Genomic DNA, 13886 nt, shown 5'->3' with positions numbered 1-13886 from the left:
AGGCGGCAGGACCACTGGCCCCGCCGCACAGCGATCAGTCCTTCAGATTGCGGATGATGCCGGTCATGCCTTCCTGCGTGCGCGAGGCCGCGCAGGTCGTGCCGGCCAGAACGCCGGGCATGAAGCGCTTCTGCGCAATCTTGCCCACCTCGGCGCGCAGCCGCTGCCAGTAGTTCAGCACCAGCCCGGGCTTCACCCAGAACGGGTTGAGGCGGTAGCCGTTGGCATCGGTCGCCAGGCCGGGAACCGGACCCAGCAGCGGATTGTCCAGCTCGAGGTGGATGAAGGTCCAGCCCAGCATCGACATGATCTTGCCGTTCATGAAGGTACCGCCGAACGCGCCCTTGAAATCCGAACTCGTCGCCGGAACTTCCTTCAGCAGCTTGGCGTTGTCCTGCGCGGTCAGGATCATGAAGCGCTCGGCCTCGTCGGGAACGTAGTTCTCGGTCAGAAACGTGTTCGCACCGATCAGCTTGTCGGTGTTCATCCCGGTCGCGGCCGCACCGCCCACGTCCACGTCGATGAAGCTCGAGGCCGGGAAGGCGTTGACGGTCGTACCGTCCTGGCCACTGATGCGGTTGCCGAAGAAACCTTCCAGGATGCGGCGGGTCTTCGAACGGTTGATCACGCCCGTCCCGTTCTTGGTCGCTGCGCCCTGCAGGCCGATCGAGGTCTGCAGCTGGTCCGAATTCTCGATGATCTCGGCGTAGTAGAGCTCATTCCGCTTGGGGATCCAGACACCATCGAAATCGGTGCGCTGCCACTTGGTGTCGCCCTCGCGCTCGTCGTCTTCCTGCGGCTCGCCGTTACCGACCAGATCCTTGATCTTGATCTTGCTGGAGCTCGCATCGTCGCTGACGGTGACGGCGGCCTCGAGAGGGCAGGTCTGTGCCTGCAGCTCCATCTCGAGGTTGTTCTGATATTTCAGCTGTTGAGTATTTTCGACAGACATACGCCATGCCCTTCGTTCGAAACAAAACCATAGGAGTTGCTGCGAAGGGCTTGGGGACGGATCGTCCGGCCTCTCTGCCGTTTAACGCCACGGGATCGGCGGTGCTTCCACACGGGGCCCGGGGCGTATCGAGGCTTGGCCAGGTCTTGAAAGCAGGTCCCGGAAAGATTTTACCTTCCCGGGCCTTGCAACGCGCAAAATGATTTACGCGACTCGTGGTGTCAAGCCACTTTACGTGTCAACTGTGGATGGATCAGGCTGCCTGGTCCTGGCGCTCCCTCCACTTGGCCGCCTCGTCCTGCAGACGGTTCCAGCGCATGTTTTCGGCGCTACCCTCGGTGCGTACCGCCTTGGCGAACACGGGATCGCTTCCCGCCTTGGCTTTCATCGCGTCGAGCTCCGACTGGGCTTCACGCCCGGTCACGCCGAACCGGCCCTGTCCGCCGGTGATCAGGGTATCTTCCGCCATGCCCTGGCCAAGGCGGGTGAACATGTCCAGCACCTTGCCGACGCCCGCCTCGGGGCCATGCAACTGGGCCATTGCGTTGCGCACCGCGATCAGGTCCTGCGAACTCAGCCCCAGCGCCTGCGCCGCGCTGGTGATCGCGGTCAGTTTCGCCTGGCCTTCCGCGCCCTGCCTGGCCACCCAGGCACCGGCAGCGTCGGTCGCGCCCTTGTCGAAGCCCACCTGCTCGTCAATCTGCATCTGGACGAAGTCGTTGATCAGCCCGTTCATGGCCTGTGCCGGAATCCCGTGCTCCAGCGCGCGCGGCAGGATGCGCCCCAGCAGCGTGTTGTCCAGCGGTACCGCGTTGCCATCACCGTCCTGTAGATGGGGCAGCGCATAGCCCTCCACCGTCTCGGGAACACCGATCGCGGTACGATAGCTCGCCAGTTCCTCGGCCGTGGCGCCTTCGCCGGGAACCTTGATGCGCCCGCCGTCGCGCAGCGCGCGCTCGGCTTCACGGTAGCTCTTGATCGCGTCGTCAGGCGTGCGCCAGCCTTTCGCCTTCACGTAATCGCGGTTTGCCGCGCTTTCACCCTCCGCCTGGTCGGACAGGCCGCCCCACCAGTCCGGGTCTACGCCCGCGCCGGCACCGGTCTCGCCACCCACATCGCCAGCACCAGAGTCTTCGCCAGCCCCCGCAGCGGCCGGCGCCGCGCCGCCCAGCAGGTCCGCTGCACTTCCGAACCCGGGCACGGCGCCGCCAGCACCTTCCGCGCCGCCTGCACCCGCGCCCTCGCCGCCCTGGCTCGCCCCGTTATTCTCCATCGTCCAACTCCATCAGCTGCTGGACGGCATCTTCGTCCAGGTTGAGAAAATTCTTGATCCGCACGAAAACCTCGCGCCGCCCTTCGCGCCGCGCCATCACCAGCGGATCGGTGTCGAAAATCGTGGCATCGCTCGCGTGGCAAAAGTCGCGAAGGTCGGCCAGGACCATCTGACCCGCCCCGTTCACCCCGCCTTCACCATCCGCGAAAAGCCAGCGGTAGAACCAGGCCGCCGGCAGCATCGCCACCAGCCTCGCCTTGAACAGGTCCTTGAACACCCGCGAAAGCGAGACTGCGCGCGCACGAAACTGGTTTACCTGGCTGCGCACTTAAGCAGCCTCGGTAAGCTGGTTGGCTTTCGCCAGGTTCAACGTCGCGCCCGAAGCCTGCTCAAGCTGCGCCAGTTGCGCGGCCTGGGCCTGCTGCTGCTGATCTTTTGCAACCAGTGCCGCCACTTCCTCGTCACTGCGCATGTAGCTGGGCTTCACGCCCATCTCGTCTGCCATGCCAACCGCGATCGCATCGGCATTCACGCGGTGGCGCACGCGCGGATCGAACTCGGTCAGCACCGGCAGCGCCTGGACGTAGCGCAGCGTCGTCGACGTGCTCTCGGCCCGGGCCATCTTGGCCAGCATGTTCTCGTATTCCATGATCGGCCAGGCGCCCGCTTCCAGCACTTCGGCCGGGAACGGGTCCAGCTGGCCATGGCGGATCGCCAGGTCCAGCTCGCGCTGCGACATCGGATATTGCTTTTCGGTCTGGTACTGGCTCGCAAAAGGCCGCACCAGGATCCCCTGCTTGCTCATGACCTCCAGCACTTCGGTCGTCGTCATGCGCGAATTGGGATCGGTCAGGATCTTGTAGAATTCCTCCAGGAACTCGGTCTTGATGATCTGCTGCTCGCCCCCGATCATCTCCATTGCATAGGGCAGCCCCTGCTCGCCGCCCGGCATGCGGTGAACCATCGGCATACCGCGGTCATCGACCATGCCCGGGTTCAGGCCGCCAGCCTTCGAGACCAGGCGATTGATGCCGTTGTCGTTGTTGAACAGCAGCGCGGGATCAACCGCCTTGTGCCCAGCGCGCAACGTGGTGCGCTTCATGGCGTTCACGCCCTTGATTGTGGGCATGACGTTGATCGCCGGTGACATGCCATAGATGTCCTCGGCCTCGGTCATATGGCGCGAGACGGCGATCGGCATCGAATGGTAGCCGCTGCGCCGCAGGTAGCTCTTCTCGTCCAGCGCCAGATAGCGCGAGGCGATCGGCATGCGCCGCCAGTCCAGCTTGTCCGTATCCCACTCGCGGTTGGGCGCCACCACGTGCAGGATCTCGAATTCGGTGTTTTCCTTGCCCGGCTGTTCCAGCGCCTTGCGCATCTTGGGCGTCAGCGCCTCCAGCCCGAATTCCTCTTCCAGCTGCGCGGCCGTGCGCTTGTAGCAGCGGTGCACCCGGTTCACGATCCCGGCATAGTCGACGTCGATGTAGACCTGGGAAAGGTGCAAGGTGCGGTAGATGAACCCGCGCCCAGGCTTGCCGTCGACGAAAACCGGCGATGTGCCGTAGCGGCCCAGCTGGCTCCAGTCTTCGTTAGCCGATGTTCCGAAGCCGGTCATCGCGGCATGGCGCATGCCGTACATGCGCCGGCTCGCTTTCTCGCACCACAGCTTCACGCTGCGCAGCGCCATCAGGTCGTCGTCGACAAAGCGGATCCGGATATAGTCCTTTTCCTCCGGCGTCGTGATTGCCACGCCGGCCGCCGCGAAACGGTTCTTCGCCGTGATGTGGGTCGGATCGAAATTGCGCTCGTTGCGCAGCGATCCCGGCGATGCGTTGGTGAACCCACCGGCAGCCCCGCTCGGGAAGCGATCGTCAACGTCGCGCCACACACTCTCCCACGGCGCGCGCAGCGACTTGAGGCGATCGTGATCGCGCAGATCGGCCTTGACCAGTTCCTCGTCCTGAATTCGATCATTCATCTCTCGTCACTCTCGCCTGGGAAAAGGGGAATGCCCCGGCGCGAACGCCCGCGCCGGGGCACATGCCGCGTCAGAGCAGCACGTCGTGGGTCAGGTTGAAGGATTGCCCAGCGCCGATCTGCAGCTGGCCGGCCGCGCGCTTACGGTACAAGATCAACTCGCCGTCGGCGTAGAGGCCCCATCCGTCCAGCTGCGCCGGGCCGGTCACCAGCCAGGTGTCGATCGCCAGCACTAGGCCGGCGCCGATCACCTTGAACGCCGCCATGCCCTTGCGCAGGGCCAGCGCCGGAATGGCGCCGACTTCCGCTTCGCCCATGAAGGCCACGAGCTCGAGCTCGTCGGCACCCTGGATGGTCTCGCACAGCTCAGCCAGAGCAAACTTGTCCTTGTTGTAGGCCGGCGGATCCCCTGGAAGCTTGCGCAGCTTTGCCTCCGGGTCTCGCGCCAGCGCTTCCGCCAGCGCCGCCTGCGTTTGCGCATGCGCGTTTCGCGCCTTGGTCACCTGGCTCTTCTGCCCGGAAAGCTGGCGCTTCGCCGCGGCCAGCTGCTCCTCGGCCTGGGCCGCGGCCGCCTGGACCATATCCAGGACCGTGCACGCGGTCTCTGCGATCACGCCACCTTCCGCGACGGGATAGCCCATCTCTTCCAGCTTCGCCGCGATCAGTGCCAGGCCATCAGCATTCAGTTCCGCATCCTTGACTTTCGCCAGTTCCTGCGCGTCTGCGCTGCTCTGCTGTTCCGGATTACCGGACATAACTCATACCCTCCTTCAGTTCCCGAGGACGAACTTGCCAAGGCTGGACGCGGCCGCCTCGGCCCCGCGAACGCCCGTCACGATATCAGCCGCCGATCCCTTGCGGCCGCGCAGCTCGCGCGCCTTCCGCGCGGCAATCTCGGCCTCGTCGCGGGTGGCCGGGCCGGGATTGGCATAGCCCTCCTGGCCGGGCGCCAGCAGCAGGCTCGCCCCGGTCGTCGCGGCCGTCGTGGCCGCCGATGTCCCGACGGTCTTGAGAGTGCTGCCCTTCTTTGGCGTCGTGGCCTGGGCTTCGCCCGAAGTCGTCTGCGCCGGCGCAGACGAGCCGCTGGCCGCCAGTTCCGTGCCCAGCGCGCCTGCCGTACCGGCAGCACCACCCGCAGCCGCCCCGGCTGCCGCGCCTCCAGCGCCAGCACCCGCCGTTCCCGTCACCACGATCGGTGCACCGGCCGCTGCCGCCGTACCCGCTGCCGCCGTACCCGCTGCCGCAGTCCCGGCAGCCGCCGTTCCAGCTGCTGCCGCCGTCGTACCGGCAGCGGCACCAGCAGCCCCGGCCGCACCGGCCGCACCGGCGGCCCCCGCCGCGCCCGCTGCACCGGCAGCGCCGGCCGCTCCACCCGAACCGGCCAGCGCCGCTCCACCCGCCAGGCCAAGTGGGCCCGCCGCCAGTACACCCAGCCCGATCCCAAGGGCCGGCAACGCAAATTTCTTCAAACCCGTCATCGCATAATACTCCCGTCAAACGCCCGAAAACTCGTCGAAATCACTCTCGTTCTGGATTGCTGGGCCGCCATTGTAGCCAATGTTCGCCTGGCCGGTCGGGGTCAGGTCGATGCCCTTGTCCAACTCGAAGCAGCCATACTGCAGGGCATCCATCAGATCGGCGTAGCCCAGCACCTTCTTGGGCACGTCGGAGTAATATCCGTCACCCGCCCCCTTCCCGATCCGCTGGTAGTAATACTTCGTTCGAAATGCCCTGCGGGTCATCGTGCAACGCTTGTGCACCAGCAGCGCTCGCTCGGCCCCGATCACCCGGTTCAGATACCCACGCACCGCCTTCAGACGCGGCTCCAGCGCATTGCGCGGCACACGCGCCTTGCGCACCTTGAAGCCCAGGCCTTTCTGGAAATCCTGCCGCCAGCTCTTGTAGTTGATCGCGTCCTCACCGGCCGCGCCGGCCGGATCGCAAATGGCATCCGCCAGCTCGAAGCCCGGAAACTTCAGCGCCAGCAGATCGCGAACCTGCCGCCCCAACGTCTCACCGCCCAGCTGCACCACCTCGATCTGGTCATCTTCGGTCTCGAAGACGCAGGCGATTTCCTCCAGGATGCGCAACTGGCCCTTCACCACCTGGCCAATCAGCACCGCCCCCAGCAGCCCCTGATCCGCCATCACGATCAGCGGGATCCCGGGGATGGCCTCGAAGATCGCCGAATGTATCTCGTCGATGTACTCAGGAAATACCGTCCGCCCTTCGGAAACCGGCGTGTACTTCGACCGCAACATGCGGTTGATATAGGTCAGGTTCCCACGCCGCTTGGCGAAGGCATACTGCTGAGCGTAGTAGTTCTTGGGCAGATTATCGACGTTCTCGGCCCGTGGATTGGGATTGCCGAATTCGTCAACCGCCTCAGGCTGCTCGAAGTACTCCACCAGAGGACGATCGCCCGCAAGGTCCGCCAGCGCGGGATCAAGGCCCAGGTTCTCTTCGATCAGGACCTTGTAGGTCCAGTTTTCGTCATCGGTCCCGTTGAGGTCGAGCAGGATTTGCGGGTCAACAACCAGGCCCGGATCGAAGTCGTCGCCAAAGCGGCCGATACGCCCGATCAGGTACGTCAGGATGTCCGGATGCGTACGGTCCGCCTCGTTGACGAGCGCGGCCGTGACCTCGAGGCCGCGCAGGGCATCCTGCACCGTCTGGTCGCCGATCGCGCGGAACTCCACTTCCACCTGGCAGAAATCGAGGATAGGCGCCGCCGTATCGGCAATGTGCCCATCGCGCTGCAGCGCGAACCCGAACTTGTGGATACGCGGGCTCGAATTGATGAAATTCCCGACATGGCGCGGGACGATCTTGTGGAACGACGGGATCGTGTTGCGATCAAGGTTGGGATAGGTGTCGCGAATGATCGCGAAGCGAGACTTGCGGATTTTCACGCCATTGTGGTCAAGCACGTAGTTCTGGCGCCGCGCCAGTTCCATGAACGCCTGAATACTCGCGATCGTCTTGCCCGATCCCACCGGCCCCATGATCCCCTTGACCACGGCGCGCGACGCCACATAGGCAGAGGCAACCGGCCCAATGGGCTTGAGCTCGCGCGGCTTGCCTACCTGCAGGCTCATTCGCCGTCCTCCCCATCCTCAAGCTCATCGTACTCGGCAAAGGGAATGGCACCGGTCTCGGTCACGCTGCGCGCGTCTTCCACCGAAAGGTTCACGCCGGGGATCAGCAGGTTGAAATCACCCTTCACGCCCAGGTCGACCGTGACCGGCATCTTACCTTCGACGAAGGGAGCCACCTCGGCCGCTGCGCGCACCTGGACTTGGGCCGCCTCCTTTTTCGAACAGCCAAGCTCTGCCGCAAGCGCGTCGACCGGTCGCGAATACATCTGCGCCAGAACCTCAAGCGGATGCGCATAGCGGCTCAGCAGGTAGCTGCGCACATCCTCGCGCCGCTTGTTGCCCGCACCCTTCGGGCGGCCACGACCGCGTCGTGCCAGGCCAACGTGATTGAAATTGACCTGGTCGCTTCCCGCTTCCTCGGCCAGCAGCGAAAGCTGCTGCTCGTCGCGCAGCGGAAGCAAGGGGCCCGCCTCGTCGATCGCCATGCGCATTCCCGTGCGCACACCGGCGCCCTCGGGATCCTCCAGGCTTTCCACCGCTGGATTTTTCCGATCAGTTGACACCTGCGCCTCCCAGCCTAGCCTGCATCCCGTCGACGCGGTTCTCCCGAACCACGCAGAACAACTTCCCCCGACCCGCGCCTGGCGTTCGGGGTTGCGTCGAAATCACCCCCAACCCCGACCCGGCATCAGCGCATTCCATTTTGCGACCTCGACCCTGCGCCGGCATCGATCCGAGATCGGAATGGCCCGATTGGGCCGACCTGTCAGAAATCCGGAATGCCTCGCGCGCGACCCTGCTCGGACGCGGCGCCGCCGCGAAGGGGGCAAGGGGGGGGCGGCCGGAGGCCGAGGAGGCCCCCCAGGCACCGCGCCAGGCACCGCGCCAGGCACCGCGATCGCGGCTCGCGCCGACCCAGCGCACAAGCCTGACAGGCCAACGACGAATGCATGAAACCGACGCATTTCCGCGCCCCTCGGCCATGCCTTCCAACATCGCCTTTCCAACACGAGCGCGCACGACGCGCGAAAGCCGCAGAAAACCGCCATTCACATCAATGGATGCCAAGGCACCCGATCCACCCACCTGGAGCGCCTCGAGCCCGCCCTGGCCGAGCTCGATCGAGACCGGCCGACGTCGACCAGGCGCAGCCCGATCGCCACCGCCCGCGCCAGGCGCGAAAGTTTTCGCGCCCCTCCCCCGAATTACGGTGCTGGGCGCCCCCAGGCCGAGGCCGAGGGCAGGCTGCGCGGAATATCCGCCCCCTAGTTTATTCGTTTTCGGCAGATTTCCGTCATTTACAGCCGACCGCGCCACGCCGGTTCCAGCTTGGAACCGCTCTGGAACTGAAATGGAACCAACAACTAACTGATTTACGTAGATAATCAGGAGTGGTTCCAAAGTTCCACCAATTCCCTCGCGTATATGCGCATGTGTGCGAGCGCACACGCGCACACGCGCATGACGCGCGAGGCCAAGCCGGAACTTCTGGAACCGGGCGCAAAACGACGCAATTTCAATGTGTTGATAGTTCCAGCGCGGTTCCGCATCGGTTCCGCTTGGAACCGCGTCCCCTGCCCCGTTGGAGCACCCCGACTGGACATCCAATGTCTTGGACTGCCAACGGGCCGGGGTCAAGTAACAGGTCGAGGCACGCAAGGCCGACGCGACCAGACAAGGCATCGCGCCAAGTCGAGCGGGTCGGGGCGAGAAGGAGAAGGAACGGCCGCGCACCGCGTCGCCTACGGCGCCGCTGCGGCCGTACGCGGGCAGGCAATCGAAAGCCATCGCGAACCCATCAAAGCCCAGCGAAACCGCCACCTTTCGCCCTGCAGCATGTCCGCGACGCGCGGACGCGACGACTGCGCAATCGGCAATCATCATTTTCCCACTTGACGCATTTTTCTGTGCCGCTTTATAGGTGCTGTAATGACGCCGGCAACGGGCCGCGTCGATGGTCAGAAAGGACCGCACATCATGAAGCAGATGCTCATCGACATGGGATGCTACAGCCTCGAGGTCGAAGTCGCCGACGACGTCGACCTGGACGACCGCTTCCCCGCAACGGATCTCCACACCGGCGAACAGCTCATGATCAATGGCTGGCTGATCGACAGCGCCGAAGAAATCTGAACCACCGTCCGGCGCACCACGAAGGGCCGGGGCAGCGATGCCTCGGCCCTTTCGCATGCGAGGTGCCGGCAAGCCCATCAGCCCACCTCGCGCAGCTGCTCGGCCACCCAAGCCGCCGTCGTGTCGGCCGAGCTCGAGGCGGGCAGGTCCGCCTCGTCGAAGATCTCGCACAGCGGCACCAGGACCGCGCGCGACTTCACATGGCCGAACTTCATGTCCACCCCGCCCTGCGCCCCCGGCACGCGCGTCAGCGACTGTTTCCAGCCCCCTGCGCGCCAGTTGCTGTCCCCAAAGACGGGATCCAGGCCACGGTGCGAATTCGCCACTGCCAGCCAGCCCGGCAAGGCCTGATCGAAGGCGCCAACGCCCCAACGGGCCGGGGCCTTGCCGGCGGCCGGCTTGCGCTCGGCGCGCACGATCTTCAGCCCGATCTGTGACAGGCGTTCATTGGCCTTGCGCGCCTGCTCGTTCTCGCTCTCGCCCGGCAGCAGCGCCTCGCACGACTTCTCCAGGGCGCGCCAGATCCAGGTGCCTACCTGCTCGCGCTCGTCGCCGCCTCGGGCCTGCTGCAGGCTCGTCAGCAGCCACTTGATGCACGCCACGTGGTCGGGATCGCTTTCGGCGATCTCGGCCATGCGCTGCGGTTTGCACTCCGCCACCCAGTGCGCAATGTCCTCGTCGCTGGGCACGCCGTGCACGTCGTCGCTGATCAACACGTCGGCGCAGGCCAGCAGCGTGCCGAACTGGTCGCAGGCGCGGCTGACGTGGCCCAGCTCGGCAAGCTGCGCGTGAAACTTCGCCTTGGTTGCCACCAGGCGCGGCCAGCCATCGATCATCCGGCGCAGCAGCTGGCGGCCCATCACCCCGAAATCAGTCGTCCGCAGCTCTTCTGGCTCCTTCGCCCCTTGCGGGATCGGGCCAAGCTCGAGGATCGCCAGGCGCGATCGGTCCTGCGGCTCCATCGGCGGAATGAGGATCGAGGAAAACCAGAACGAGCTCTGCAGCGTGAACTCGACGGCGCCGTGATCACTGCTGCCGCGCGTTGCCGTGTCGCCGCTCGAGGCGATGCGCGCCAGGCCCACGATCGCATCGGTATGCCGGCTGTCCTTGGCCGCCTCCAGCTCGTCGATCATCACCGGGACGGTCGAATTCTTCAGGCTCGATCGGATGCCCGCCGCGCTGGTGTCGCTGGTGCGGAACACCCCGTTGCCGAACAGGCGATGCACCAGGCCGTCCTTGCCGTTCAGCGTCGACTTGCCCGTGCCCGCCCCGCCGGTAATCCAGATATGCGGGCGCCAGGGCAACGCCCCGCCCACCATGCCTGCGCCGATCGCGCCCAGGCACAGCACGGGATCCAGCAACGGCCGCTTCCAGCTCCACGTCTGCAGCAGGGCCAGGAGCTTTTCTGCCGGCCGCGCATCGATCTCTTCATGCCAGGGGCGCGGGATCGGCTCGGCCGCCTGGTAGACGTAGCGCTCGTGCACCCCCGTCTCGCCGTACTTCCAGCCCTTCACGCTGCCGTCGACCTTGTGCGTACTGGCAAGGATCGTATCGCCGCAGTGAAGCACCAGGCCACCGGCCCCCTTCTCGGGCCGATGCGCACCGCGCCCGCGCAGCCGCCCTGCCGGATCGAACACGCCCTTGCGCACGCATTCCACGATCAGCGCCTGGGCGGACTTCGCCTGGTCGAAGCCGACGATCTCGGCTTCCTTCACGATCACCCACTTGCCGTCTTGCTGCTCGCGGATCGGCTTGGACCACTGCGGATAGTTCGCCTCGAGCCAGCCCAGCTGCGGACCGAACAGGGCGATAAGCCCGTTCTTGCCGTGCCGGTTTCCCGCTTCAAGGCCGACCAGCTGGCCGTTGAAATTGAGGTAATAGCAAGTCTGCTTGCCGGTCAGGTCCTGCTGGTTGCCCAGCGGCTTGATCGGGCAGCCCGGCGGAAAACGATCGTACTCGTCCTCGCCCTGCCGTCCCGTCTCGGGCCCCGTGTCGCCCGCCTGGGCGAACTCGGGCGCCGGCTGCGGATTGGCCAGCGCCTCCTCGATCGGGTTCGTGCTCATGCCGCCACCTCGCGCAGCGGGCATTGCGCCTCGATGCAGTCCCCCCCGAACCAGGCCGGCACACGGCCCTCGGGATGGCACTTGCAGTCAACCAGGACCTCGCGTGGCGGCACTGGCGCGGATGGGGCCACAGGGTGGACGAGCTCCTCCCGCGCCAGTGCACTCACGGATGCGGGGGCATTTGCATCCGCGATCTCGCAAACAGGTGCCGTCTCTCCGGCTGTCACGTCCATTATCTCAGACGTTGCAGGTGCGCTCCGCCGCGCACCGGGCCTACTCACGCGCTCCACCGCCGGGCTTTTCAGCTCTCCCCCGTCGGCTTCATCACACGCTTTCGCACAGGATCCTGAAATGGGTGCGCGCGCTGATCGGGATTTCGCAGGGCAATGTTTACCTCGGCCAGGGCCGCTCAAGCCCCTGGCCGACGGCTGCCGCCCCCCGCTCGATCCTTCCGGATCCCGAACTTCGCAGCCGAGGCTTTCGCCCCGCGCGCTTGCGGCTGTGGAAAAGCCGGCAGCAGCCGACAATTGCACAAATCGTCGGACCAACGGCGCCGGACGCACTGCGCGCCCCGCCGCCCGGTCGAACCCCCATCGGGTCAGCTGGCTCACGCCGCCCGGCTCCGGCTCCAGGCCGATCGCCAGTCGTGCGCGCCCTGCTTGTAACGGCGCTGCTCGGCCTGCTGGTCTGCCGCCAGAAGCTCGGCGCTGCCGCCTGGGGCAGCATGGCACATCACCCCGTTGAACTTGAACGCCACGGTCAGGTCCAGCTTGTCAGCCAGAGCCTGTGCCTGCTCGCTCGCTTCCTCGATCGTGGTACCCGCAAAGAATTCGACGGTAAGCCTCATGCTACCCCCCTCACGTTCGAACGCTGGCCCTGCGCCTTCAGCGCAAGCCACCAGTCGTTGATGTCCTTGATTGCCACGCCGCCGCAGCTCGCGGGCGGCATCACGATGCGCACGTCCAGCCCGCGCGCCTGCTGCTGCGCGATTGAACGCTCCAGCTGCTCCTGCGCCGCGGCCTTGCTGTCCCGGTCGCACACGATCACCAGGCGCCTGGCCGCCGCCGGCAGCACGATCGCGCCCACGTTGCCCAGCGAATAGGCCGCCACGATCCGCGCCGCCGGCATCATCATGCGCACCACCAGCGCGTCCTCGATGCCTTCGGTCACGTAGACCGGCTCGCCCTCGGGCATGTCCCGCATCGATTTGCGGCTCGATCCCTTGGAGATCGGGATGAACCCGCCCCACACGCTGCCCAGCACGCGCTTGGGCCGATCGACCCGCGCCTTGATGATCCGGCCACCCTCGTTCGCCAGGAACGTGCGGTGCGTGCCGATCTGCTCGCCATCGGCGCGATAGACTGCCGCCAGCATCGCCGGCACCTTGCAGCCTTCCTCGCGCAAATAGACTTCGGGGTGAAAGCGCAGCACGCCGGGCCACTTGTCGCCCTCCTCGATGCCGCGCGCCTTTAGGTAGCGATCCGCCCAGGTCGCCGCGATCGGCCCGCCGCGCAGATAGAGCGCTTTTGCGCCGCGCGCCTTGGCGGCCCGGTCCTTCTCCGCCGCCGCCTCGCGCGCCTCGGCACGGGCCCGGGCCTCGTCGGCACGGCGCTGCAGTTCTTCGGGCGAAAGCCGCGCCGGCTTGCCCGGCTTCCAGTCGTCCTGGATGCCCAGGCGCGCCTTGGCTTCCTCGATCGCGGCGCGCTTGTCGGCCAGCCCCAGCTTCAGCTGCAGCAGGTCCAGGATGTCGCCCTTGTCCTCGCCGGGCGCCGCATTGCCCATGTCGAACCACTTGCCGATCTTGGGCCCCGCCAGGTGCACCCAGGCGCTCTCGCTCTTGCCCGTGTCGGGAATGCCGGAGAACATCCACTTGGTACGGCACTGGGAAAAACGGCCGTTGGGCAGCAGGTCGGGCGCGATCTCGCGCGCCTGCCCGTTGATCTTCTCGGCGATCTCGGCAACCGAATGGAAGGCCATCACGAAGCCCTCCCGAATACGGCAGGCATTCCCGTCACCGGTAAATTCCTTCACCGGAAACGTTAACCTCTGCGAAAATATTGGCCATCATCAATGGTTTGCAACCGCCAGTCGCATCGATTGCGGGACCAGGGACAAAGAGGCAGAGATGAACAGAGACGCGCATTCAGGCGGCCTCACGACGGAACGTGAGCTGCGGCAGGGCGTAAAAATCGTTCGGCTGCACTCGACCGCACGACATGACGTAGATTTGGACCATGATGACAGGGCCCGGGATCATCGGATCGCTGGAGCGCTCCATTTGGCTCACGTAGCTTTGCGAACACCCCAGCTCATCTGCCAGCTGGGCCTGTGTCATTTCTTCTTCACGGCGCCAAGCTGCCAGCTTCATCGCCCACCTTCCGTCGCAATCT

Annotated in this window: 13 protein-coding genes; 1 reads left to right on the top strand and 12 read right to left on the bottom strand. The window is 65.7% G+C overall.

Annotation, left to right across the window (positions count from 1 at the left end; translation table 11 throughout):
• Positions 1-34 precede the first annotated feature (34 nt).
• The 8 genes from HT136_RS01405 to HT136_RS01370 all read right to left on the bottom strand — a co-directional run bounded on the left by HT136_RS01405 (position 35) and on the right by HT136_RS01370 (position 7836).
• The gene (locus HT136_RS01405) at positions 35-952 is read right to left on the bottom strand and encodes a phage capsid protein (RefSeq protein ID WP_214196984.1); all 918 of its coding nucleotides are present in this window, start codon (positions 950-952) and stop codon (positions 35-37) included.
• A 253-nt stretch (positions 953-1205) separates the two neighbouring features.
• Complete coding sequence (locus HT136_RS01400) at positions 1206-2225, bottom strand: hypothetical protein (protein WP_214196982.1); 1020 nt, start codon at positions 2223-2225, stop codon at positions 1206-1208.
• Positions 2215-2553 carry a Bbp19 family protein gene (locus HT136_RS01395; protein WP_214196980.1) on the bottom strand — a complete coding sequence of 113 codons (339 nt, stop codon included), beginning with the start codon at positions 2551-2553 and terminating at the stop codon, positions 2215-2217. The genes HT136_RS01400 and HT136_RS01395 overlap by 11 nt, the downstream gene beginning before the upstream one ends.
• A complete protein-coding gene (locus tag HT136_RS01390) occupies positions 2554-4203 on the bottom strand; it encodes a portal protein (protein WP_214196978.1) in 1650 nt (549 codons plus the stop codon).
• Positions 4204-4273: 70 nt separating this feature from the next.
• Positions 4274-4957 (bottom strand): hypothetical protein, encoded by a 684-nt coding sequence (locus HT136_RS01385; protein WP_214196976.1) that lies wholly within the window; start codon positions 4955-4957, stop codon positions 4274-4276.
• 15 nt (positions 4958-4972) lie between these two features.
• The gene (locus HT136_RS01380) at positions 4973-5680 is read right to left on the bottom strand and encodes a hypothetical protein (protein WP_214196975.1); all 708 of its coding nucleotides are present in this window, start codon (positions 5678-5680) and stop codon (positions 4973-4975) included.
• 15 nt (positions 5681-5695) lie between these two features.
• Complete coding sequence (locus tag HT136_RS01375; protein WP_214196973.1) at positions 5696-7300, bottom strand: hypothetical protein; 1605 nt, start codon at positions 7298-7300, stop codon at positions 5696-5698.
• Positions 7297-7836, bottom strand: coding sequence for a hypothetical protein (locus HT136_RS01370; protein ID WP_214196971.1), 540 nt, complete (start codon positions 7834-7836; stop codon positions 7297-7299). The genes HT136_RS01375 and HT136_RS01370 overlap by 4 nt, the downstream gene beginning before the upstream one ends.
• 1441 nt (positions 7837-9277) lie before the next feature.
• Between HT136_RS01370 and HT136_RS01365 the strand changes: the two genes are divergently transcribed.
• Entirely contained in the window at positions 9278-9433 is a 156-nt protein-coding gene (locus HT136_RS01365) for a hypothetical protein (RefSeq protein ID WP_214196969.1), read from the top strand.
• A 77-nt stretch (positions 9434-9510) separates the two neighbouring features.
• Here HT136_RS01365 and HT136_RS01360 read toward each other — a convergent pair whose 3' ends face one another.
• The 4 genes from HT136_RS01360 to HT136_RS01345 form a co-directional block, all read right to left on the bottom strand.
• The gene (locus HT136_RS01360) at positions 9511-11496 is read right to left on the bottom strand and encodes a hypothetical protein (RefSeq protein ID WP_214196967.1); all 1986 of its coding nucleotides are present in this window, start codon (positions 11494-11496) and stop codon (positions 9511-9513) included.
• A 607-nt stretch (positions 11497-12103) separates the two neighbouring features.
• Positions 12104-12343, bottom strand: coding sequence for a hypothetical protein (locus HT136_RS01355; protein WP_214196965.1), 240 nt, complete (start codon positions 12341-12343; stop codon positions 12104-12106).
• Positions 12340-13473: a DUF7146 domain-containing protein gene (locus HT136_RS01350; protein WP_214196963.1), complete on the bottom strand. Its 1134-nt coding sequence runs from the start codon at positions 13471-13473 to the stop codon at positions 12340-12342. Before HT136_RS01350 ends, HT136_RS01355 begins: the two co-directional genes overlap by 4 nt.
• Positions 13474-13639: 166 nt before the next feature.
• The gene (locus tag HT136_RS01345) at positions 13640-13864 is read right to left on the bottom strand and encodes a helix-turn-helix domain-containing protein (RefSeq protein ID WP_214196961.1); all 225 of its coding nucleotides are present in this window, start codon (positions 13862-13864) and stop codon (positions 13640-13642) included.
• Positions 13865-13886 lie beyond the last annotated feature (22 nt).

The organism is Novosphingobium profundi, assembly GCF_018491765.1.
Taxonomy (GTDB): domain Bacteria; phylum Pseudomonadota; class Alphaproteobacteria; order Sphingomonadales; family Sphingomonadaceae; genus Novosphingobium; species Novosphingobium profundi.
Note: the sequence above shows the minus strand (reverse complement) of the source record. Positions and strands in the feature narration are given on the sequence as shown.